Source organism: Bradyrhizobium sp. 190 (assembly GCF_023073415.1).
Taxonomy (GTDB): Bacteria; Pseudomonadota; Alphaproteobacteria; order Rhizobiales; family Xanthobacteraceae; genus Bradyrhizobium.
Genome location: NZ_JADPJL010000063.1, coordinates 16,549 through 37,600, shown reverse-complemented (window position 1 = coordinate 37,600; position 21,052 = coordinate 16,549). Strand labels below are relative to the sequence as shown.

Genomic DNA, 21,052 nt, shown 5'->3' with positions numbered 1-21,052 from the left:
ATGTCCTCGTTTATGCGATTGGTGCTTCCGGTAGGCCGCCATAGGCGGCCCATGTGGTGCCCGCGATATATCCCGCGTCGACCGGCAGGTTGATCCCGGTGACGCCACTGCTCAGTGGCGAAAGCAGCCAGGCGATTGCGTGCGCGACCTCGACCGGCTCCACCAGCCGGTTCATCGCGGTCGGACTTTCCAGCCATTTCTTGTTCAGTGCGCCGGAGGCAATACCGGCTTCAAGCATGACGGTGCGCGTAAAGCCCGGCGAGACCGCATTGACGCGCACGCCGCTGCGGCCCCATTCGGCGGCCAGCGTCTGCGTGATCTGGATGACGCCGGCTTTCGCGGCGGTATAGGCATGGATCGGACCTGACGTCATGCCGGCAACGGAGGCAACGTTGACGATCGCGCCATGCCGGCGCTCGGCCATCTTCACCCCGACGCTGCGGGCGACCAGAAAGGTGCCACGCAGATCGATGTTGACCTCGCGGTCCCATTGATCCATCCGCACGCGCTCGATCCGGTGCATCTTGCCGAAGACGCCGGCGGCGTTGACCAGCCCCGTAATTGGTCCATGTGCGGCCTCGATGTCGTCGATGCCGCTGACGACGGCGCTTTCGTTTGCGACGTCGAAGGGGGCCGGCCACAGGACGACTTGCGTTCCAGCCAGCGGCTCCGGCGCGATGTCTGATATCACCACGCGCCGGCCCTGTTCGGCCAGCAGCGTCGCAGTGGCGGCGCCAATGCCGCGGCTGCCGCCGGTGACGAGGACGATACCCTCAGCGGTCATGGTTGTTGCCTTTGCTCGAGGTAAACAGCCCGCGCGTGACCAGCTTTCGGTAGGCAGAGATGACATGCTCAGGCGCTGCGGTGACGTTGCCGCCAACATAGGAGTAGCGACGGCTCAGGTAACCGCGCGCGCCCATTAGTATGTGGACGATAGCTTCGAACTCCTCATCGCTGTAATCCACGATTGCGCCGGCATGGCGGGCACGCCGGAGGATGCGGACATAGGCGGTCGCGATGTTATCGAGGTGTTTCTGATAGCCGATCGGCGCGAAATATTCGGCTTCGTTTAGGATGCGCAGGAATTCAGGCACCTCACGGATGAAATCGAAGAAAGCGCTGAAGCGTTCGATTTCCTGCCTTGCCGCGTGTGCGCTTCCGGTACGCCCGCGGATGAAGTAAACCATGTCGGTGCCGACCTTCGGCAGCAATTGATCGAGCAGTTCCTGGCGATTTTCAAAGTGATTGTAGAACGTTCCCTGCGCGACACCGGCCTCCTCGGTAATGCGGGCAACCGAAGCCTCGGCATAACCTACTTTGCCGACGACCTTGGTGGCGGCGTCGAAGATGTTGCGCTTGGTCCAGGCGTTGCGCTCGGCCCGATTGAGTTTTGTCACCTTGCCCGGTGCGGCTTGCGATGATTGCGTCATGCGTGGGATTCCAGTTCGGCGCGCAGCACGCGCTTGAGGACTTTTCCTGAAGGGTTGCGCGGCAGGCTGTCGCGGATGATGAGTTGCTTCGGTACCTTGAAGCCTGCGAGGCGTGCGCGGCAGTAATCGGCGAGATCGGGCAGCTCCAGCGTGGCGCCATCCCCCAGCACCACAACCGCGACAGGCCTTTCGCCCCAGCGCGCGTCTGATATGCCGACAACGGCGACTTCGCGCACCTGCGGCAGTTCGTAAATGACGCGCTCGACTTCGGAGGATGCGATATTCTCACCGCCGGAAATGATCATGTCCTTCTTGCGGTCGGTCAGGTAGAGAAAGCCGTCCTCATCGAGGTAGCCGACGTCGCCGGTACGAAACCAGTCGCCGAAGAACGCGGCCGCGGTTTTCTCGGGATCCTTCCAGTAGCCCTGAGTAACCTTGGGCCCGCGCAGACAGATTTCGCCATTCTCGCCAGACGGCAGCCGGTTGCCGGCATCGTCGCGGATTTCGATTTCGACATGGGCGATGGCGCGGCCGGTCGAGCCGATCTTCTCGATCTCGCGGCCGGCTTCCATGAAGGTGTCACCGCCGCAGGTCTCGGTCAGCCCATAGGCGTCGATGTAGCGGGCGTTTCTGAAATAATCGGAGAAGGCGCGGATGCGCATTTCCGGCGTCTTCTCGCCACCGCCGATCGCCCAGCGCAGGCTGGAGACATCGTAGCGGTCGCGGGTGGGGCAGGTAAGGATCGCGGTCGTCATCACGGGTGCGAACCACGCGGCGTTGAGTTCCTCCGTCTCGATGGCGGCGAGCGCCTGCTCAGGCTCGAAGTTGCGGTGGATGGAAAGCATGCCGCCGTGCCAGAGCACCGCGATGCCCGGCAGATCGAGAGCGCCGACATGGTAGAGCGGACCGACCACCAGCAATCGCGTGTCGCCGTTCAATCCGAGCACGAGCGTCTGGTCGGCCGACTTCCAGTACAGGTTCTCGTAAGTGAGCATGACGCCCTTGGGCCGATCGGTCGTGCCTGACGTGTACATCAGCCGCATCAGGTCGCGCGGTTGACGGACGTGCATCGGGGCGGGCGCGATGTCGGGCGCGAGCTGAGTAGCGGCGGCTTGTGCGGCTTTATCGAGCAGCACCACCGGCGCGCCGCCTGCAGCGATACCCGCGAGTTCTTCATCTGCAATCAGGATGCGCGCGCCGGAATTGCCGACGATGTAGCCGACTTCATCGGCGGAGAGGCGATAGTTGATCGGCAGAAACACAGCGCCGATGTGGCTGGTTGCAAATACCAGTTCGAGAAAGGCGGTGCTGTTCTTCATCAGCACCGCAACGACGTCGCCCGGGCCGATTCCACGCCCAGCCAGCCACCCGCCAACCCGACGGATGCGGGAGTCGAAATCAACATAGGAGACGTCCTCGCCGCGGTATTTCAGCGCACAGCGATCCGGCGTCCGCCGGGCGTGAAACGCGATGAAGCTGGATAGATTGATCATTATCCGCCCAAAAGCCCGGTTTCCGGGTCCGTTTCTCCCTAGATGAATTATGAGTCGTAATTCATCTTTGGCTTGACGTCACCCCCCTTGCTCTGAAATCCTTGTGAGTACGGAGGCGATACGATCTCCGCCAGGGATTTGGGAACGCCAACCCCACAGGGAGGAAGCAATGACGAGAACCCGCAAACCGGGCGTAAGCCGGCGTGCAACGTTGGCGATGATGAGCGCCGGGGCCGTGACATTTGCGACGCCCTGGGTGGCGCGCGCGCAAGCCAAGACCATCAAGATCGGCATGCCGACCATTCTCTCCGGCCGCGTGGCGCAGCTCGGAACCTCGTCGCGCAACGCCGTGATGCTGGAAATCGAAAAGGTCAATGCTGCCGGCGGGCTGGCCGGCCGGCAGATCGAGATGGTGATCCGCGATTCCAAAGGACAGCCGCAGGAAGCCGCCCGCGTCGCCCGCGAACTCGTCAACACCGATGGATGCGAAATATTGATCGACGCGGAAGCATCATCGGGCGCCTTCGCGGTGCATGAGGTGGCGCGCGATCTCGGCGTGCTCTGCATCCACACCAATTCGGAAACCTCGGCGCTGACTGCCGATCCCAAGCAGCACATTCCCAACGCGTTCCGCACCGCACGCCAGGGCGTGCACGACTCGATCGTCGGCGGCAGCTACGCAGCGGCGATTGCCAAGGCCAAGGGGCTGAAGAAATGGGCGACTTGCTCGCCCGACTATGCCTATGGCCGCGACACCACCGGCGAATATGTGACGTATCTCAAGCGCTTCGCGCCTGACGTTGAGATCATTAGCGAGTCCTGGCCCAAGCTCTTCCAGCCTGATTACACCGAGGTGGTGACGAAAATCCTGCAGGCGAAGCCGCAGGCTCTGTATTCCTGCCTCTGGGGCGGCGACCTCACGTCCTATATCGATCAGGCCAATATCTACGCGCTGTTCAGTCAGATGGAGGTGTTTGCGGTCAACATGGCCGACTACACCGCCCTGACGGTCGTGAAGAACCTGCCGAAGGGCATTCACTCCGGTAACCGCTACATCAAGACCTATCCGGCAACACCGGAGAACGCAGCATGGGGTGACGCTTACAAGGCGAAGTACAACGAATATCCCACCAACTGGTCATGGGAAAATGCAACTGCAATCATGCTGTTGGCGGAAGCTTCGAAGAAGGCGAATTCAGCCGACGGCAAGAAGATTGCGGAGGCGTTGCGCGGCCTGAAGATCAAGTCGCCGTTCGGTGCCGACGGCACCGTCACCATGCGCGCCGAGGACCAGACGCTGGTCGGCTATGCGATCGGCTGGGGAACGACGATCCCGCAGGAGCCTTACGTGCCGCAGGTTCAGGCCGGGGACTGGAAGACGATATTCGAGCTCGAAGCCGAGTGGAAGAAGAGCAAGGGTTACACCTGATCGATCGGCGGAGGCGGAGGTGGCGTAGGCCGCCTCCGTTCGCTGCCGAATGTTTTTCGCGCGTCGCCCTTTCCGGCGTGCTGTAATGGATGCTTCCCTTGGACCTCGACGCACTTACCGGCTGTCTCGCCAGTTCTGCCTGCCTGGTGACGCAGACCACCAGCGGCTTCATCATTGGCATGTTGCTGTTTCTGGTCGCCGTCGGGCTGACGCTGATCTTCGGCGTGCTCAAGGTCGTGAACTTCAGTCATGGCGCCTTCTATATGTTCGGCGCCTATTTCGCGATGACGGCCTATCAGGTCACCGGCAGTTTTGCGCTGGCGATGCTGTGCGGGGCGGCCGGCACGGCCTTGCTTGGCCTGATCTTCGAGCGCGTGTTCATGAGCCGGGTCTATGGCTCCGACGTGCTGATGCAGTTGCTCGTCTGCTATGCCTTCGTGCTGATCTTCGATGATGTCGTGCGGATGATCTGGGGGCCGGAATTCAAGTCGATGGGCATGCCGGCGGCGTTCCAGGTGGCGCCGCTGTTCATCGCCGGCGGCGTGGTGCCGCCGTATTATCTACTCCTGATCGGTGTCGCGCTGGTGGCAGCCGTGATCCTCGGGCTCGGCCTGGCCCGCACCAGGATCGGCAAGGTGATCCGCGCGGCCGCACATAATCCGGGCATGGTGTCTGCGCTCGGTATCAATACAGGTCTTATCTATGGCGGGGTGTTTGCGCTCGGCGGCATGCTGGCGGGACTTGCGGGGGCGCTCGCAGCACCCGTGCGTTCGCTGACGCCGGGCATGGGATTCTCGGTCCTGATCGAATCCTTCATCGTCACGGTGATCGGCGGCATGGGTTCGATCCTCGGCGCGCTGATCGGCGCCATCCTGATCGGCATGATCCGCTCGTTCGGATCGCTCGGCTTTCCCCTGTTCACGGAAGGGCTGATGTACCTGTTCATGGTGATCGTGCTGGTGTCCCGGCCCACCGGTCTGTTCGGCAAGGAGGTCGCATGACCGAGCTGCAGGCCGAACAGGCCGCCGTGGTGCCGCGGATCGAATCCCAATCGCAGCGCTCGCGCTATCGCGACGTGCTGATCGCGTTGGCGGCCTTTGCCGTGCTGGCGATCCTGCCGATGCTCACCGGCAGCAAGGCGCTGCTCGATTTTGTCATCCGTTGCTCGGCGTTCGGACTGTTCGCAACCTCGCTCAACCTGCTGGTCGGTTTTACGGGCATGGTCTCGTTCGGCCATGGCATGTTCTTCGGCCTCGGTGCCTACGGCTTTGGCCTGATCATGCAGCGCAGCGGCCTGCCGGTGCCCGTCGCGTTTGTTGCAACGCTCGTTATTACCACCCTCATCGCTGCCGTCATCGGCGCGATCTGCGTGCGGCTGAAGGAGATCTATTTCGCCTTTGTCACGCTGGCGTTCCAGATGTTGATCCACAGCACGATTCTGTCCTGGGTGTCGTTGACCGGCGGCGACCAGGGCTTGCGCGGAGGCATTCCGCGTCCGGCCTTTTTCGGCGTCGATTTGTCGAACCATGTGCATCTGTACATCACGAGTTGCGCGCTGTTGGTGATCGGACTTCTCTTGATGCGCCAGATCGCGCAATCGCCGTTCGGCTATACCTTGCGGATGATCCGCGACAACGCCACCCGCGCCAGCTTCATCGGTATCGATGTCTGGCGCGCAAAACTCACGATATTCGTGCTGGCGGCACTGTTTGCCTCCACCGGCGGCATCATCATGGCGCTGTTCGTGTCGGGCGCCTATCCCGAGTTCGCCTACTGGACGATCTCGGGTGAGGGCATCTTCATCAACATGCTGGGCGGCGTCACGACGTTCCTCGGTCCGATGGTCGGGACCGTGCTGCTGCTGATCCTCAACGACACTGTGACGCGGCTGACCGAATATTACGGTATCGTGCTTGGCATCGTGATCCTGTTCTTTGCCATCGGCCTGCGGAAAGGCCTGATGGATTTTGTGGTCGAGTGGTATGCGCGACGCCGCGATGGTTCCGGGGAGTAGCCATGCTGGAGATACGCTCCCTTTCGAAATCGTTCGGCGGCGTCAAGGCGACCGACAATGTCACGCTCGACTTTGCCGACGGTTCGCTCACCGCCGTGATCGGCCCCAATGGCGCCGGCAAGAGCACATTCTTCAACCTGATCACCGGTGCACTGAAGCCCGACTCCGGACAGATCCTGCTCAATGGCGTCGACATGGCCGGGCGGTCGCCGCCGGATATCGTGCGTCACGGCATCGGCCGTGCGTTTCAGGTCGCTAGCATTTTTCCCTCGCTGACGGTGCAGGAGACGATGCTGGCGGCAGTTTGCGCCGATCAGCGCCGCGCCAGCGTGCTTCACCGTCGTTTCCCTCTTGCCGAGACGCGCGACCGCGCCGAACACGCGATGGAATTGCTGGGGCTGGCGAGCAAACGGAATCGCACTGCGGCAACGCTCTCCCATGGCGACCAAAAGCTGCTCGATATCGCGCTGGCGCTGGTGCTCGATCCCAAGGTGCTGCTGCTCGATGAGCCCACCGCCGGCATGGGCACTGAAGAGCGCTGGCGGATGATCGACAAGGTGAGGGAGCTCTGGGAGACGCAGAAGATCACCGTGGTGTTCATTGAGCACGACATGGATATCGTGTTCAAGATCGCGCCGGAGATCGTCGTGCTGTGCTACGGCCGCATTCTTGCAACCGGCACGCCGGATGCGATCCGCCGGAACGAGGCCGTGATCGAGGCCTATCTCGGTACCGAACATCACGCCGGGGCAGCGGTATGAGTGCGCAACCGGTCATTCAGGTCGAGGATCTCGACGTCTATTACGGCACCAGCCAGATCCTGTTCGGCGTGGGCTTGTCGGTCCGGCAGGGCGAAACCATGGCGCTGCTCGGCCGCAACGGTGCCGGCAAGTCCACGACCATGAAGGCGATCATGGGGCTCGCTCCCGCACGCCGCGGCAAAGTCACCTTGCGCGGCAAAGTAGTGTCCGGGCTAAAGCCACACCACATCGCGCGCGCCGGTCTCGGCTTCGTGCCGGAGGATCGCCAGATATTTCCGGAGCACACGGTGGAGGACAATTTGGTCATCGGCGCCAAGAAGGGGCCTGATGGCGAGGACGAATGGTCGATCCGGCGCGTTTACGACGTGTTTCCGTTGCTGGAACCGCTGCGCAACCGAATCGCGGGAAGGCTGTCGGGTGGCGAACAGCAGATGCTGGCGATTGCCCGCACGCTGATGGGCAATCCCGCGCTGCTGCTGCTGGACGAGCCGAGCGAGGGGCTGGCACCGATCATCGTGCAGCGGATCGGCGAATTGCTGCGACAACTCCGCGGCACCGGCGCCACGGTGCTGATCGCCGAACAGAACATGCATTTTTGCCTTGGCCTTGCGAGCCACGCGACGGTTATCGACAAGGGCCAGATCGTCTACACATCCGGGATCGAAGAGCTGAAAGCCAACGAAAACATTCGTCAGCGCTACCTCGCGCTGTAGCTTTCGGCCCGACCGGGGGACGAAATGACTAGGGAACGCAAGCTATCGCCGACGCATGAGGCGCCGTATCGCGGATTGCGCGTGCTGGATTTCGGGCAAGGCATCGCCTCGCCCTATTGCGCGATGCTGCTGGGCGTCTACGGGGCCGATGTCATCAAGGTCGAGCCGCCGGAGGGGGATTGGTCGCGGTTTCTGGGCACGACCTATGGGAGCCATACTACACTCTCGGCGGTCTATAACCGCGGCAAGCGCAGCCTTTGCCTTGACATGAAGCACAAGGACGGCATCGCCATTGCCCGAAGGCTGGCGAGAGATTGCGACGTCCTGATCGAAGGTTTCCGCCCCGGCGTCGCAGCGCGGCTCGGGATCGGTTACGAGGAATTGTCGCGCGACAATCCCGGCCTGATCTATCTCTCGGTCAGCGCGTTCGGGCAGAGCGGTCCTTATTCGAAGCGGCCGGGCTCTGATTCCGTGGCGCAGGCGTTCTCCGGCCTGGTCTCGATCAATGTCGGCAACGACGGGACCCCGCACCGGGTCGGCACCACGATCTCCGACGTCGTGACCGGCGTCTATGCCTTCCAGGCGATCGCGACGACGCTGTTTGCGCGCGCGACCGTCGGCACCGGGCGCTGGATCGACGTCAATCTTTGCCAATCGACGTCCGCACTACTCGGCCACAAGGTCGCCGAACATGTTCTGGAGGGCGGCGCGCCGCGCGCGCTCAACGTTCCGGCGGGCTCCTATCAGACTGGCGACGGTTGGATGATGGTCACGCTGGTGAACGAGCCGCAGTACAAGCGGCTGTGCGCGGCGATCGGCCGCGACGACCTCGCCAGCGATCCGCGCTTCGCCGATTTTGCCCGGCGCGCTGACGCCGTGGATGCGCTGATCCCGCAGTTGCGGGAGGTGTTTCTGAAACAGCCGACAGATGTCTGGCTTGCCCGCCTGCATGCCGCCGATCTGATCGCCGAACGGATCCTCAATCCCGGCGAATGGCTGCGCAACCTCCATGTCGAGGCGACACGGGCAGCGGTATGCCAGGACACGCCCGGTGTGGGGCCGGTCTACTCGCCGCGAACGCCGGGCATTGCGAGCTTCTCGGAGGATGACTTGCGCCCTGCGCCTGATATAGGCCAGGACAGTTACGAGGTGCTGCTGGAAGCGGGTTTCGCGCGCGGCGCCATCGACGATTTGGTCAGCGCCGGCGCGGTGCGTCAGGCCAGGGGAGGCACGGCATGAGTATCGATCTCGTTCGCTATTCCGTCTCAGGCAATATTGCCGAGATCATGCTCGATCGCGGGCCAGTCAATGCGCTCAGCATGGACCTGATCGATGCGCTGCTGGCGGCGCTGGCGAAGGCGAGGGACGACGAAGCGGTGCGCGCCGTCATCATCGGCAGCGCGCACAAGGTGTTTTGCGCCGGGCTCGATCTCGATATCGTCCGCGGCAAGCCCGGCATCGAGACCAAGAAATTTCTCGAACGGCTGTATTTCGCGCTCAACGATACCCAGTACCGCATGGGCAAGCCGACCATCGCTGCCGTCGATGGCGCTGTGCGGGCCGGCGGGATGACGATTGCCATCTCATGCGACATGATCATCGCCGGCGACGCCTGTACCTTCGGTTATCCCGAAATCGACGTCGGGCTGATTCCGGCCATTCACTTGGTGCAACTGCCGCGGCTGGTCGGCAAGCACCAGGCTTTCGGGCCGCTGTTTCTGGGCGAGCCCTTCGATGCCGCGACAGCCTTTCGCATGGGACTGCTGAGTGAAGTGGTGCCGAAGGGGACCGCGCTGAACCGGGCGCGGGAGATCGCGCGCAAGTTCGCAGCCAAATCACCCATCGTCATGAAGATCGGGCGCGATGCCTTTATGCGGGCGGTCGACGCCGATTTCCGCCGCTCGGTCGAGAACGCGGCCGAGAGCTTTGCGCTCGTCGCAACGACGGAAGATTGTCAGGAAGGGCTGAATGCGTTCGTCGAGAAGCGGACGCCGAACTACAGGGGGCGCTGATGGCTGGATTGCATTTCGAGGAGTCGCGGCCGAACCAGGGCATCGTGGAATTCGAGCACACCATGACCAATCAGCGCGGCGAGGTGGTGGCAAGTTGTCGCCGTACCGGCCTGATGCACTGCAAACCGAAAGCGTAGGCCGATGCGATCATTCCTGTTCGTTCCCGGCGACAGCCAGCGCAAGTTCGAAAACGCCAAGAAGACTGCGGCTGATGCGCTGATCCTCGACCTCGAGGATTCGATTGCACCGGACGAGAAAGTCGGTGCGCGGCGTACGGTGCGCGAGATGCTCGATGCTCGGAATCCGAACCAGAAGATGTATGTCCGCGTCAATGCGTTCGACACGGACATGACGCTTGGCGACCTCGCGGGCGTCATGCCGGGCCGGCCCGACGGCATCGTGCTGCCGAAATGCGCCGGCGCGGCCGATGTCAATCGCCTCTCGCTCTATCTCGATGCCTTCGAGGCCGCCGCCGGGATTGAACATGGCTCAACGAGAATAGTGACGGTGGCGACGGAGACAGCGAGGGCCGTCCTCAAGCTGCTCGATTTCGAGAACATGAGCCCGCGGCTGTGGGGCATGATGTGGGGAGCCGAGGATCTCGCGGCGTCGCTCGGCGCGTCGCGAAATCGAACGGCAGGCCGCTTCCATGGCCCGTTCCTGCTGGCGCGCGACCTCTGCCTGATCAGCGCGGTTGCGGCCGGCGTCGTCGCCATCGACACCATTGCGACCGATATCAACGATCTCAATGCGCTCAGGGAAGAGTCTATCGCTGCACGTCAGGATGGTTTCCTTGCTAAGGCGGTGATCCACCCCAAGCATGTGGACGTCGTCAATGCAGCCTTCATGCCGACGGATGAGGAAATCGCCTGGTCGGAGAAGGTGGTCAAGGCCTTCAACGACAATCCGACTTCAGGTGTGGTGAAGATCGACGGCAAGATGATCGACAAGCCGCATCTGCGCGCGGCGGAGAAAATCCTGGCGCTGCGCGGGCGGTAGCGAAATCTTGTAGCCCGGATGGAGCGCAGCGAAATCCGGGCTACAAATCGGCCGTGATCGGATTGACAGTGCAGCTTGATCGGCAGCAAATGCAGCCAATCAACAGACTTAAGGAAAACACCATGGTTGACGCGCTGATTATCGACGCATGCAGGACGCCGCGGGGCATCGGCAAGGCCGGCAAGGGCGCCTTGTCGGGCATCCATCCGCAGCAGCTCGGCGCAACGGTTTTGCGCGCGCTGGCCGATCGCACCGGCATTAATACCGCCGATGTCGACGACATCATCTGGGGTACCAGTTCGCAACGCGGCCAGCAGAGCGGCGATCTCGGCCGTATGTCGGCGCTCGATGCCGGCTACGACGTGCGCGCCAGCGCCGTCACGCTGGATAGATTTTGCGGTTCCGGCATCACCAGCGTCAACATGGCGGCCAACTCGATCATGTCGGGGTCCGAAGATCTCGTGATCGCCGGCGGCACCGAGATGATGTCGATGGAAGGGCGTCGCGGCGAGGGGCCGTTCATGATGGACAACGGCAATCTTCGCCTGCGCGCCCGGCATCCTCAGTCGCATCAGGGCGTCTGCGCCGACGCTGTGGCGACGCTGGACGGCATCACGCGGCAGGACGTCGACGAACTGGGCCTCGAAAGCCAGAAGCGGGCCGCGGCGGCCATCAAGGGCGGCCATTTCGACAAGAGCCTCGTGCCTGTCTGCCGCGAGGACGGCAGCCTCGCGCTCGACCGCGAGGAATACCCGCGTCCGCAGACCACGCTCGAAGGTCTGGCCGGCCTGAAGGCAGCGTTTCCCGCGATTGCGGATTATGCGCTCGACGACAAGGGCACGACCTACCGCAAACTAATCCTCGACAAGTATCCCGATCTCGACATCAACTTTGTCCATCACGCCGGTAATTCCTCCGGCGTCGTCGATGGTTCGGCGGCGATCTTGCTGGCATCGCCGAGTTACGCAAAAGCCCATGGCCTGAAGCCGCGTGCTCGCGTCGTCGCGATGGCGAATATGGGGGATTCGCCAACCCTGATGCTGAACGCGCCGGTGCCGGCTGCCCGCAAGGTGCTGGCCAAGGCAGGCCTTACACTCGACGACATCGATCTGTTCGAGATCAACGAGGCTTTTGCGGTTGTCGCCGAAAAGTTCATCCGCGACCTCAAGCTCGACCGCGAGAAGGTCAACGTCAATGGCGGTTCGATCGCGCTCGGCCATCCCATCGGTGCGACCGGCTCGATCCTGATCGGCACCGTGCTTGACGAACTGGAACGGCGCGATCTCAAGCGGGGTTTGGTGACGATGTGCGCCGCCGGCGGCATGGCGCCGGCCATCATTATCGAGCGGGTCTGAGGCGACTGCTCAACCTAGAGCGTTTTCCAGCGAAGTGGCGACCGGTTCGCGTCAAGAAAACGCGTCAAATCAAAAATCTAGAGCCTTTTCCGTTCCGATTCTATCGGAACGGAAAAGGCTCTAGGCAGCCGGGAACAAGAGCTCAAACGCAACGCCTTGATCGGACGGCAGTAGCCGGATCGATCCGGCGTGGCTGGTCATAACGGCCTGGACGATGGCCAGTCCCATTCCCGTGCCGCCTGTGTCGCGGCGCGTGGTGAAGAAGGCATCGAAGATCTTTTCCCGATTCGCTTCGGATATCGGATCGCCATCATTACTGACCGTCATCCTGACGGATCCAGCTTCCTCGGTGGCTTCCAGCCGCACAGTCTTCGCGTTGTGACGGATGGCGTTGTCGGTCAGATGCGACAACACGATCAGCGCTTTTTCGCTGGACATGCCGATTGGGCGCTCGAGGCTTCCGGTTGCCTCGATCGCTCGCGTCGGGAATCGGCTCTTCAATCCTCCGACAACCTGTGACAATTCGGTTTTCTCGTTCTGCGGCGCGGCCTCGGCGCGCGCCAGTTCGCGCAGCCGCTGGGTCATGGCTTCCAGGCGCCCGGTGTCGCCCAGAATGTTCGATATGAAATTCTTCTGTTCCATTCGGGTTAGATTGTCGGACTTGCTTTGCAGCGAATCCAGCAGCAGTTCAGCTGCGCCCTTGATCGATGTCAGCGGCGACTTCAATTCATGGGTGAGATGCGACGAAAACGTCGCGATGTAGTCCGACCGCCGCGCCAACTGTTCGGCCATCTCGAGGAAGCTGTGCGACAATTGGGCAAACTCGCGCGTGCCGTAATGGGCGAGCGGCTGAAACGCGTCGCGATCGCCACGGCTGATACGCGCGGCGCGATCGACCAGCTCGCGCATCGGGCGGGTGATGGTTCGCGAAAAGATCAGGCCGATGGCAACGGTCGCCAAGACGACCGTAAGTCCTGCCAGGATGAACTTGCGGCGCTCCTGATAGAAATGGTCAAAGATGTTGCTCGGCGTTCTCGACGTATAGATGACACCCGTTACGTGGTTGTTGACGACCACCGGCATGGCCGAAAATACGTGCACGCCGACACCGCGGCTGATCGAGTAGATCGGAGGCGGCGGCTTGTCGGGTTTGCGAATTCGCAAGGCTGCTCGGTATTGCCCCTGCATCGCCGCGGCCACTTCCTCGATATGGGCGAGCGATTGGCCGACCTCGTCGCGGCCGGCGATCACGACGCCGCTAGGATCGAGGATCCGGAAGCCGGCCAACGTGACTTTCTGCGTTTCCAGAATGATCGGCATCAGCCGCGTTCCGATCTCGATATAGGCCGGTGACGCAGGCGCGCTCGCCGGAAGAGCATTGGGCCGTCGTCGGAGCAAGTCGGCGCCGGCGGCGAGATCGAGCGCGGGCCGGATCGGCGTCAACTGGTCTTCCCGATCCGGGCGCGCCTCGGGTGGAATTTCTGCGCCGAGCGCGATGCCGGCGGCGAGGCGGGCTTCAACTTCGCGCGCATAGACAGCCGCCAGCACGCGGCTTTGGGCTATCAGTTCGGCCTGGGTTTGATGGATGAGCTGGTTGTCATAGAGGCGGAAGAAGAACAGTCCGACCAAAGGCAGCGTCGCCACGGAGGCGAGCACGGCGAAAATGACCAGTCCCAATGATGGTCGCCATTTCTCGCGTGCGCGGGGTATCATGCCTGCGGCTCGCATCGCCCGAGCTTGAAGCCGACGCCGTGAATGGTTTCGATGACATTGTCGCAGTTCACGGCAGACAGCTTGGCGCGGATATTGCGGATGTGGCTGTCGATGGTGCGGTCCGACACCTGGATGTTGAGCTGATAGGCGGCGCTCATGATCTGCTCGCGGCTGAAGACGAGCGTCGGCCGAGTCAGAAATGCCCTGAGAATTCCGAACTCGATGGCCGTGAGCCGAAGCGGGGTGCCCGCAAACTCGGCGAGATGCTGTTCGGGGTCGACGGAGAGCCTGCCTTGCGACAGCGCGGCCATGGACGCCTTTGCATCCTGCGCGCGTGAAGCCATGCGACGCAGGATGACGTTTACCCTTGCCACGAGTTCGCGCGGACTGAAGGGCTTGGTGACGTAATCGTCACCGCCGATCTCCAGGCCCAGGACGCGATCGATCTCGTCGTCGCGGGCGGAGAGAAAAAGGATCGGAACGTCCGAGGACTTTCTGATTTCGCGGCAGACGTCCAGGCCGTCAAATTCCGGCATGCCAATATCCAGGATCATCAGATCCGGCCTGTCGGCGGCGAAGCGGGTCAACGCTTCCTTGCCGTCGCGCGCCTCGAAGACAGTCATTCCGGCCTTCCGGAGTGCGACACGAATGACCTCTCGGATGTGGAGGTCGTCGTCAACGATGAGAATGCGGTGCGTCAAACGTCTCTCCTGGCGCAATTTGGCGTCGGTCAAACTAGCCTGTGGTCGTGCTCTTCGGTTCGGCGCCCAGGGCGCGCTGGAGGCGCCAGCTTCGAAAGCCCCAGGAACGCCAGGAAGCTGCCGCTTTCACTTGCTGTTTTACAAGGCAACCACGGCGGGAAACAAGGGTGGGATCGAACCCGCGAAGCGCAATGGCCCGGTCGATGGCCGGCAATGCCTGTGGTCCGAGGGAAAACAGGTAGTTCATGTCGATCCAGACTCCCTTGCCGGCGGCTTCGCGGCTGTGGCTGACATTGTAGTCGGCGATGATGGCGGCGAAATTGACCAGCGAGCAGATGTAGAGCGTTGCCGTCAGGGTGATGAGGTTGGCGCGGATCAGCCAGCCATTCGAGTGGTTCAGAACGATGCGGGCGACGATGAGCACGAGCCCGAACGCAACCAGCACCATCCAGATGAAAGCCGCGACGCGCCACCACGTCAGCAGGTAGATCTGAACATAGAGATCGAGGCGCAGGATCGATGACATCACCAGCAGGACATTTTGCGCCACCCACAAATAGACCAGCGGCCGGATCACCCTTGATTGTTCGGCCGGCCCGCCGGGCCGCATGGCGGCCAGAACGAAGCCTGCCGCCAATAGCGCCGTGACGATGAGGGGATAGGCGCCGCGATGCGCATATGAAGCGTAGCTGATATCGGCGGGTAAGGTCGCGTTGCCCCAGAGATAGGCCACGTCAAGAGCGGTTTGAACGGCGAACAGCAAATTGAACAGGATCAGCGAACGCAGGATCGTCGCCACACCGAAGAAGTCGTTCTGGCCCGACGGTATTCCCTGCGCCAGAGCTGCCGCTTCGGCCAAGCCTGCCGGTATCTCCCGCTTGCCGCTCCACCGGACGTGGATAAAGGGCCATACGATCGACAGCGCCACAGTCCAGAACAGGACGCGTCCGAGACTCACGTAAGAAGCCGTGTTAACCGGGTTCAGCAGGCTGATCCACTTCTCGAGCAATGGATTGGCCGATACCAGCAGAAACACGAAGATGCCGCTAAGAATTACGGGAATGAACCACACGACAAACCCGGTCCTCAATGTCGGTAGATTGAACGCAGCGATGGCGTCGCGGAAAAATCTGAACGGGCCGACCAGATAAAGATCGCATAACGCAGCGGCTCGCTCGCCGAGACCATGCCGGTCGCGATTGGTCGTCAGCAGCAGGCCAACGCCGAGCGCCAGCACCACGAAGGTCAGCGACGCGACGTTGAATTCCTCGATGGCGGGGACAAGGGCGACCAGCAGGAGGACCCCGGCCAGCAGCGCCTGCTTTCGGTGCAAAGTAGCGAGGTTGGCGAGCAGCGAGCCGCAGGCCACTGCGACTGCAAAGATGGCGGCCGATATTCCAATGCCGTGTCCGTAGAACAGCCAATCGGCCAGCGCAGCCAGCGCAAGAACAATTGTTGCTTTGACGGGAAAGGTGCCTTCCTGAACGGAGCTGGCATTGGATGCCGGCGCGGTGAAATCAGCCATTATTGCACTACCTGTCTGGAGAGGAAAATTGCAAACCAGCGCCGTTGCGGGCCGCTCGCACAGCCACCACCCGTCGTTAGCTAGTCTCGTGGGAACAGGCATTCGATGATCGCCCCAGTTTGCAGGACGAACTATCTGGCGCCGGTGTGCATTTGCTTGGAGCGCCATCTGCAAGAGTTCAGGATTTTTATGCAGTTCCGTGCAGGCGCGGTTATGCGCTCGCGTCGGCGAGACAAGTTTGATACGGGCAATTGTCTCGTTCGGTCTCCTCGTGCAAGCCGCCATCCATTTTCATGCAAATCCTCAAGCGTATCGGCATCATCCTCGTCTGGCTCGCCGGACCAGTCTTCATTTTCGCAGCAGTCAACAAGAACGACCCCTATCTGGTTTCTCTGCGGGGGACGGGAAACATCGTTCTGGCCGTAGCGAGCATCATCGCCGTCGTGGTCCTCATTCGCCGCGGCTATTGGAGGCGAGGCATCGCCGGACGGTTGCTCATTCTGCTATGGTGCCTGCCATCGCTCTCGACGCTGGGCGCGCATGCTTCGTTTGAATGGCGCAAGCGGAGCGTCTTGCAAACCGATGCTGCGCAGGCGCGAAGCCTTGGGCGACATTTCGTTGTTGGATATTCGTCCTTCGCCGAGGTGGCGGCTCTCGCCGAGAAGGGCCTGATCTCCGGCGTCTACATCACCAGGCACAATGTCGTGCGATCGTCGGCGGCGCGCCTGAAAGAAGAGATCTCGGCCCTGCAGGAAAAGCGGCGTGCCGCCGGCCTGCCGCCCCTGATCGTCGCCGCCGATCAGGAAGGCGGCATCGTATCGCATCTGGCGCCGCCCCTGACCAAGTTGCCGGCGCTATCGACGCTTGCGGGCCTGGCGCTGGATGTTCGCGCCGCGAAGGCGGAGGCGTTCGGGCGTGTTCACGGGCAGGAGTTGGCGGCGCTTGGCGTCAACCTGAATCTTGCGCCGGTGCTGGATTTGCGCCCCGAACTGAAGCGCAACCGATTCGACTTCAACACACTGATCAGCCAGCGCGCGATTTCCGATGATCCGGCTATCGTCGCCGATATCGCGCGGGCCTACGTAACCGGGCTGGAAGCGTCAGGCGTCGGCGCGACGGTCAAGCATTTTCCAGGGCTCGGGCGTGTACGAACCGATACCCATCATTTCAGCGCCGAGCTGGATACGCCGATCGACGAACTTGAAAGGGCGGACTGGATTCCCTTCAGGAAGATACTGGCCGGCTCGAAAGCGCAACTGATGATTGGGCATGTGACGCTGACTTCAGTTGATCCGGATCGCCCGGCGTCGCATTCCAAGCGGGTCGTCGACGGCATCGTTCGCAAGAAATGGAATTATCAAGGCGTCGTCATGACCGACGACCTCGTGATGGGGGCGATCTATCAACGCAATGTCTGTACGGCGGTGGTCGAGGCGCTCAATGCCGGTGTCGATCTGCTGCTGGTCGCCTTCGACGGGGCGCAGTTCTATCGCATCTTTAGCTGCGCCGTGGCGGCGTCGGCCGAAGGAAGGCTCGACGCCGCCATGCTTGAAGACAGCAAGATGCGGCTGAAAGGGGCATTCCCGGTGGATTGAAAGGCGGCGTGGGTGCCCGGGGGGCGGAAACCGGCGCGAACTACTTCGCGAACCGGCCTTCCTCCGGAAGCCCCGTCATTGTGGGGGTCCGGAATGCCGGCTTGTGATCCTGCCGTTTGGACCACGACACGTAGTAGGCCACGGCCGTCATGATCAAAATCCCGGCAAAGCTGACCAGGACGTGCATGGCGAGCGAATCCGGGCCGGTGATCAGGACAAGGTGTCCGGCAAACGAAAGAAACACCCCGGCGCAAAAGACCGCCAGCCATTCCTGGCCGCATTTGATGACCGGTTGCAACGTCTGCCATCGGAAACCGGACCAGTCTCGCGGCACCATGTAGGCAAACAGAAAGGCCAGCGCGAGAAAGTGAAGTACCCTGTGAGGGGCGAGGTTTTCCTGGTCGTTGGGAAAGGCATCGCGCAGGAGATCCGGGACGATGCTAGCTTGGGGAAACTTCCCTGCCACCGTTACCGCCAGAGCAAAGAGCAGGTACAGCCACGCCGCACCACGCAGCACCGCGAGTTCCTGAAGCTTGTGTACGGCGTGGATTTGATTGGCGCCGCTCAATGCAAGCCAGGCGCCGAGCACAAACAGGAGTTGCCAGCAGAACGGGTTGAGATACCACCGTCCGTCCGGAAACGCAGAAAAATTCCAGTCGAATTGTCGCGCTGCGAAGTAGAGACCAATTGACCCGGCCATGGTGACGTTCGGCCGGCGGACCATGCCGAACAGAATGAACGGAAAGACCGCCATCAATACGATGAACAACTGCAGCACATCGAGGTTCAGCGGCTTGGCCCGAAGCAGCAGGCCATGAATCAGCGTCCGGATCGTATGGTCGACGATTCCCGTGACGTTGAATTCGCCAATAAGTGCGGGCGCGGCGGATTGGCGCGCGACATTTCCGATCAGATCGATATAGATCACGAACAAGACGATATAGGCGGCGTAAAGCTGCCACAGCCGCTTGAAGATCCGGGTCGCCGTAACCACGAACCCGCGCTCCAGCATCATTCTGCCGTAGAGGATCGCGGCAGTATAGCCGCCGATAAACACGAACAGGTCGGTGGCGCCGCTGAACCCGAAATTGCGCATGGTCAGCAGGCTGACCGCATTGTGCGGGACATGATCCAGAAAGAGAAACCAGGCCGCGAGACCAAGCAGGAGACAGAGTCGGAGATCGCCGTCGCGCGCAGCGAGCTCAGCCTTCATTGACGGATACATTGTGGGTTAAGAACTTTGCAGGTCGGAGGAATAGAATCGCGAATCTAGCGCGACTGTCCGCTCAGCCGGAATAGACTTTGCGTGAAGAATAATTAAGCAAGTTGTCGGCGATTAAAGCCCGCCCAACAATCACAATGTTTTGAGGGAATAGAGCGACGGAATAGGATCACGCTCGCTCGTGCTTGCGAAGATCACGGATGTGATCGAAATGGTTGGCCTGCAGGTCGGCGCCCGTCGCGCCGATGTCGGGCAGGGCCGCCTCGCTGAGAATCTCGGCTGTGATATCCTCGACCGAGCAATCCGCGATTTCATGGATGAAGCTGATATTCCTGTATTCACCCGACGCGATCCGGGGATGACCTCGCGCCTAGTGATTTCCGGGTCGACGATGGCCTCGCGACCGCGGCGGCCGTAGTCGATCATCACGACGAAATACTGCATGCTGGCGATCTGACCTCATCCCGTGCGCCGGTATCGACGATGGCAGTATTTCTGAAAAACGGAAATAAGTCAAGTATAAATTCGGAAAAACAGAAATTGCGCTTTGAGGGCGGCAGGGCAATCGCGGGAATCGACAGAATCAGTCGATTCGGTAATCGCAGCGGGATTGCTATTTGTCCGGCGTGCGGCCGCCCGTCGTCCTTGTCGCCTTGCGTGCCCGGGCTGCCGCCTTGTTACGCAATCGCTCGATCTGGCCCCTGGGCAGGGTGACGCAGATCTCGCCGATCCATTCCAGCTTTACGCCGCTGATCGGCTTGGCATTGAAGCTCGTGAGGTTGACCGAGGTCGGTGATTTTCCCCGCTCGATCGTCTTCAGATAACGCTCGCCGGTTTTCAGGCGCACGGCGGCTTCCTCACCATAGAAGCTCGACAACGGATGCTGCTGCTCGCGGTAGACCACAATTATATCGCCATTCTCGTATTTCGGCAGCATGGAATCGCCGGCCACCTCGAAGGCGATGGTCTCTTCGGCGATCGGGAAGGGCAGTTCGACCTCGCCGAGGCCTTCCGGCGGTACCTGCTCGTGTTCCGGCTCGATCGAGGCGCCAGCGCCGACGCGGCCCATGATCAGCACCGAGTTCAGCTCGAGATACTCGATGATCGGCGCGATTTCGGACGCCTTGATCAGGCGTATCCCGGACAGGATCTCGGAAACCGCGCCAGGGCGGACGCCCATCGCGGTGGCTAGTCCACCCTTGGTCTTGCCCGGCTTCTCCAGCCCTCGTTCGATCAACCTGATGTCCAGCATGGTCAGACCTTTCCGAATTTCAGAAACAATAGCAGTTCCGATTATCCGAAATCAAGCTTGACTTTAATTTCGGAATATCAGAAATTGATGGTCCGGCGTCGGGCGGCGTTGACAAGAGCAAGGACAACAAATGGAACTGTCGAACTGGGCGCCCGAGCACTCGGACGCGCTGCGGGAATTTATTGCCAAAGGCATGTCCTTTTCGGAGGCCGCGCACGCGATCAATTCACGATTCAATACGTCCTACTCCCGCAGTGCTGCGCTCGGACGCGCCCGGCGCCTGGGACTGGGACCGGACGATCGCCAGCAACCGTCGATGCCCACGAATCCTGCAGAGCTGCACGAGATCGCGGAGCCCCGTCCCGGCAATTTGAAGACGCCTGCGCTTCCCTGGCCGACGGCGCCGGTGTTCAAGGAGATCAAGCCGCTTAAGCTGCGCTGCATAGCGATTGAGCCGCGGCATCTCTCCCTGATCGAGTTGGAGCGCGGCGATTGCCGCTATCCCTACGGCGGTGATGAAGAGGGCGAGGCCATCACCTTCTGCGGTCATCCGCGCCGCCCGGGCTCGAGTTATTGCACGCCGCATTTTCATCTGAGCCGCGATCCGATCGTGCCCGCCGAACGCACGGTGAGCACCGTTTCGCTGCGGGTGGTGGAGGAGGCATGAAGAACACTGTTGTCACATGCGTGGCCGTCAGGCTGAAACGGCTGCCGCGCCGCCATCGGATCGCTCATCTGCGTGCGCTGATCGGGCTTCAGCCGTTGGGCTGCGGCCGTCGGGACGAATTGTCAGAACTGCTGCGCGAGGAGATAGCGGACGCATCAATCGAATAGATTT

At 61.6% G+C, this 21,052-nt stretch carries 21 protein-coding genes and 1 pseudogene; 13 read left to right on the top strand and 9 right to left on the bottom strand.

Annotated elements, in window-relative coordinates; translation table 11 throughout:
* Positions 1-10: 10 nt before the first annotated feature.
* From IVB22_RS31225 to IVB22_RS31215, 3 genes are read right to left on the bottom strand one after another with little or no spacing between them, the layout of a single operon-like run.
* Positions 11-784 carry an SDR family NAD(P)-dependent oxidoreductase gene (locus tag IVB22_RS31225; protein WP_247521008.1) on the bottom strand — a complete coding sequence of 258 codons (774 nt, stop codon included), beginning with the start codon at positions 782-784 and terminating at the stop codon, positions 11-13.
* Positions 774-1,430 carry a TetR/AcrR family transcriptional regulator gene (locus IVB22_RS31220; protein WP_247521007.1) on the bottom strand — a complete coding sequence of 219 codons (657 nt, stop codon included), beginning with the start codon at positions 1,428-1,430 and terminating at the stop codon, positions 774-776. Before IVB22_RS31220 ends, IVB22_RS31225 begins: the two co-directional genes overlap by 11 nt.
* On the bottom strand, positions 1,427-2,923 hold the full coding sequence (locus IVB22_RS31215; RefSeq protein WP_247521006.1) for an AMP-binding protein: 1,497 nt from the start codon (positions 2,921-2,923) through the stop codon (positions 1,427-1,429). The genes IVB22_RS31220 and IVB22_RS31215 overlap by 4 nt, the downstream gene beginning before the upstream one ends.
* Before the next feature lie 169 nt (positions 2,924-3,092).
* Here IVB22_RS31215 and IVB22_RS31210 point away from each other — a divergent pair, with 169 nt between their 5' ends.
* The 10 genes from IVB22_RS31210 to IVB22_RS31165 all read left to right on the top strand — a co-directional run bounded on the left by IVB22_RS31210 (position 3,093) and on the right by IVB22_RS31165 (position 12,206).
* A complete protein-coding gene (locus tag IVB22_RS31210; RefSeq protein WP_247521005.1) occupies positions 3,093-4,352 on the top strand; it encodes an ABC transporter substrate-binding protein in 1,260 nt (419 codons plus the stop codon).
* A gap of 98 nt (positions 4,353-4,450) precedes the next feature.
* The gene (locus IVB22_RS31205) at positions 4,451-5,353 is read left to right on the top strand and encodes a branched-chain amino acid ABC transporter permease (protein ID WP_247521004.1); all 903 of its coding nucleotides are present in this window, start codon (positions 4,451-4,453) and stop codon (positions 5,351-5,353) included.
* A complete protein-coding gene (locus IVB22_RS31200) occupies positions 5,350-6,366 on the top strand; it encodes a branched-chain amino acid ABC transporter permease (protein WP_247521003.1) in 1,017 nt (338 codons plus the stop codon). Before IVB22_RS31205 ends, IVB22_RS31200 begins: the two co-directional genes overlap by 4 nt.
* Before the next feature lie 2 nt (positions 6,367-6,368).
* On the top strand, positions 6,369-7,127 hold the full coding sequence (locus IVB22_RS31195; RefSeq protein WP_247521002.1) for an ABC transporter ATP-binding protein: 759 nt from the start codon (positions 6,369-6,371) through the stop codon (positions 7,125-7,127).
* Positions 7,124-7,840, top strand: coding sequence for an ABC transporter ATP-binding protein (locus tag IVB22_RS31190; protein ID WP_247521001.1), 717 nt, complete (start codon positions 7,124-7,126; stop codon positions 7,838-7,840). The genes IVB22_RS31195 and IVB22_RS31190 overlap by 4 nt, the downstream gene beginning before the upstream one ends.
* Positions 7,841-7,864: 24 nt before the next feature.
* Positions 7,865-9,079: a CaiB/BaiF CoA-transferase family protein gene (locus IVB22_RS31185; RefSeq protein ID WP_247521000.1), complete on the top strand. Its 1,215-nt coding sequence runs from the start codon at positions 7,865-7,867 to the stop codon at positions 9,077-9,079.
* Positions 9,076-9,852 (top strand): enoyl-CoA hydratase/isomerase family protein, encoded by a 777-nt coding sequence (locus tag IVB22_RS31180; protein WP_247520999.1) that lies wholly within the window; start codon positions 9,076-9,078, stop codon positions 9,850-9,852. The genes IVB22_RS31185 and IVB22_RS31180 overlap by 4 nt, the downstream gene beginning before the upstream one ends.
* Complete coding sequence (locus IVB22_RS31175; RefSeq protein ID WP_247520998.1) at positions 9,852-9,989, top strand: hypothetical protein; 138 nt, start codon at positions 9,852-9,854, stop codon at positions 9,987-9,989. The genes IVB22_RS31180 and IVB22_RS31175 overlap by 1 nt, the downstream gene beginning before the upstream one ends.
* A 4-nt stretch (positions 9,990-9,993) precedes the next feature.
* On the top strand, positions 9,994-10,851 hold the full coding sequence (locus IVB22_RS31170; protein WP_247520997.1) for a CoA ester lyase: 858 nt from the start codon (positions 9,994-9,996) through the stop codon (positions 10,849-10,851).
* Positions 10,852-10,973: 122 nt separating this feature from the next.
* Positions 10,974-12,206, top strand: a complete 1,233-nt coding sequence (locus tag IVB22_RS31165) for an acetyl-CoA C-acetyltransferase (RefSeq protein WP_247520996.1) — start codon at positions 10,974-10,976, stop codon at positions 12,204-12,206.
* Positions 12,207-12,326: 120 nt separating this feature from the next.
* Here the strand turns inward: IVB22_RS31165 and IVB22_RS31160 are convergent, their stop codons facing one another.
* The 3 genes from IVB22_RS31160 to IVB22_RS31150 are packed head-to-tail and all read right to left on the bottom strand — an operon-like array spanning position 12,327 to position 16,145.
* On the bottom strand, positions 12,327-13,919 hold the full coding sequence (locus IVB22_RS31160) for an ATP-binding protein (protein ID WP_249805503.1): 1,593 nt from the start codon (positions 13,917-13,919) through the stop codon (positions 12,327-12,329).
* The gene (locus IVB22_RS31155) at positions 13,916-14,620 is read right to left on the bottom strand and encodes a response regulator transcription factor (RefSeq protein WP_247520995.1); all 705 of its coding nucleotides are present in this window, start codon (positions 14,618-14,620) and stop codon (positions 13,916-13,918) included. The genes IVB22_RS31160 and IVB22_RS31155 overlap by 4 nt, the downstream gene beginning before the upstream one ends.
* Positions 14,621-14,654: 34 nt before the next feature.
* Entirely contained in the window at positions 14,655-16,145 is a 1,491-nt protein-coding gene (locus tag IVB22_RS31150; protein ID WP_247520994.1) for a DUF4173 domain-containing protein, read from the bottom strand.
* Positions 16,146-16,438: 293 nt separating this feature from the next.
* On the opposite strand from IVB22_RS31150, the gene IVB22_RS31145 reads away from it, so the two are divergent.
* Positions 16,439-17,740 carry a glycoside hydrolase family 3 N-terminal domain-containing protein gene (locus IVB22_RS31145; RefSeq protein ID WP_247520993.1) on the top strand — a complete coding sequence of 434 codons (1,302 nt, stop codon included), beginning with the start codon at positions 16,439-16,441 and terminating at the stop codon, positions 17,738-17,740.
* A gap of 40 nt (positions 17,741-17,780) precedes the next feature.
* On the opposite strand, the gene IVB22_RS31140 is transcribed toward IVB22_RS31145, so the two are convergent.
* The 3 genes and pseudogenes from IVB22_RS31140 to IVB22_RS31130 all read right to left on the bottom strand — a co-directional run bounded on the left by IVB22_RS31140 (position 17,781) and on the right by IVB22_RS31130 (position 20,214).
* Positions 17,781-18,953 (bottom strand): OpgC domain-containing protein, encoded by a 1,173-nt coding sequence (locus IVB22_RS31140; protein ID WP_374207749.1) that lies wholly within the window; start codon positions 18,951-18,953, stop codon positions 17,781-17,783.
* Between the two features lie 178 nt (positions 18,954-19,131).
* Positions 19,132-19,406, bottom strand: a pseudogene (locus tag IVB22_RS31135) (hypothetical protein).
* Between the two features lie 169 nt (positions 19,407-19,575).
* Complete coding sequence (locus IVB22_RS31130; RefSeq protein ID WP_247520991.1) at positions 19,576-20,214, bottom strand: S24 family peptidase; 639 nt, start codon at positions 20,212-20,214, stop codon at positions 19,576-19,578.
* Positions 20,215-20,344: 130 nt separating this feature from the next.
* On the opposite strand from IVB22_RS31130, the gene IVB22_RS31125 reads away from it, so the two are divergent.
* Both IVB22_RS31125 and IVB22_RS31120 read left to right on the top strand, forming a co-directional pair.
* Positions 20,345-20,881 carry a GcrA family cell cycle regulator gene (locus IVB22_RS31125; protein ID WP_247520990.1) on the top strand — a complete coding sequence of 179 codons (537 nt, stop codon included), beginning with the start codon at positions 20,345-20,347 and terminating at the stop codon, positions 20,879-20,881.
* Positions 20,878-21,048, top strand: coding sequence for a hypothetical protein (locus tag IVB22_RS31120; RefSeq protein WP_247520989.1), 171 nt, complete (start codon positions 20,878-20,880; stop codon positions 21,046-21,048). Before IVB22_RS31125 ends, IVB22_RS31120 begins: the two co-directional genes overlap by 4 nt.
* Positions 21,049-21,052: the final 4 nt, after the last annotated feature.

Bases quoted from the DNA above. Each gene is read 5' to 3' on its own strand.
- IVB22_RS31170 (WP_247520997.1), top strand. From the start codon at position 9,994: ATGCGATCATTCCTGTTCGTTCCCGGCGACAGCCAGCGCAAGTTCGAA.
- IVB22_RS31185 (WP_247521000.1), top strand. From the start codon at position 7,865: ATGACTAGGGAACGCAAGCTATCGCCGACGCATGAGGCGCCGTATCGC.
- IVB22_RS31200 (WP_247521003.1), top strand. From the start codon at position 5,350: ATGACCGAGCTGCAGGCCGAACAGGCCGCCGTGGTGCCGCGGATCGAA.
- IVB22_RS31180 (WP_247520999.1), top strand. From the start codon at position 9,076: ATGAGTATCGATCTCGTTCGCTATTCCGTCTCAGGCAATATTGCCGAG.
- IVB22_RS31215 (WP_247521006.1), bottom strand. From the start codon at position 2,923: ATGATCAATCTATCCAGCTTCATCGCGTTTCACGCCCGGCGGACGCCG.
- IVB22_RS31140 (WP_374207749.1), bottom strand. From the start codon at position 18,953: ATGAAGGCTGAGCTCGCTGCGCGCGACGGCGATCTCCGACTCTGTCTC.
- IVB22_RS31175 (WP_247520998.1), top strand. From the start codon at position 9,852: ATGGCTGGATTGCATTTCGAGGAGTCGCGGCCGAACCAGGGCATCGTG.
- IVB22_RS31210 (WP_247521005.1), top strand. From the start codon at position 3,093: ATGACGAGAACCCGCAAACCGGGCGTAAGCCGGCGTGCAACGTTGGCG.
- IVB22_RS31145 (WP_247520993.1), top strand. From the start codon at position 16,439: ATGCAAATCCTCAAGCGTATCGGCATCATCCTCGTCTGGCTCGCCGGA.
- IVB22_RS31120 (WP_247520989.1), top strand. From the start codon at position 20,878: ATGAAGAACACTGTTGTCACATGCGTGGCCGTCAGGCTGAAACGGCTG.
- IVB22_RS31190 (WP_247521001.1), top strand. From the start codon at position 7,124: ATGAGTGCGCAACCGGTCATTCAGGTCGAGGATCTCGACGTCTATTAC.
- IVB22_RS31225 (WP_247521008.1), bottom strand. From the start codon at position 784: ATGACCGCTGAGGGTATCGTCCTCGTCACCGGCGGCAGCCGCGGCATT.
- IVB22_RS31125 (WP_247520990.1), top strand. From the start codon at position 20,345: ATGGAACTGTCGAACTGGGCGCCCGAGCACTCGGACGCGCTGCGGGAA.
- IVB22_RS31220 (WP_247521007.1), bottom strand. From the start codon at position 1,430: ATGACGCAATCATCGCAAGCCGCACCGGGCAAGGTGACAAAACTCAAT.
- IVB22_RS31160 (WP_249805503.1), bottom strand. From the start codon at position 13,919: ATGATACCCCGCGCACGCGAGAAATGGCGACCATCATTGGGACTGGTC.
- IVB22_RS31195 (WP_247521002.1), top strand. From the start codon at position 6,369: ATGCTGGAGATACGCTCCCTTTCGAAATCGTTCGGCGGCGTCAAGGCG.
- IVB22_RS31150 (WP_247520994.1), bottom strand. From the start codon at position 16,145: ATGGCTGATTTCACCGCGCCGGCATCCAATGCCAGCTCCGTTCAGGAA.
- IVB22_RS31130 (WP_247520991.1), bottom strand. From the start codon at position 20,214: ATGCTGGACATCAGGTTGATCGAACGAGGGCTGGAGAAGCCGGGCAAG.
- IVB22_RS31165 (WP_247520996.1), top strand. From the start codon at position 10,974: ATGGTTGACGCGCTGATTATCGACGCATGCAGGACGCCGCGGGGCATC.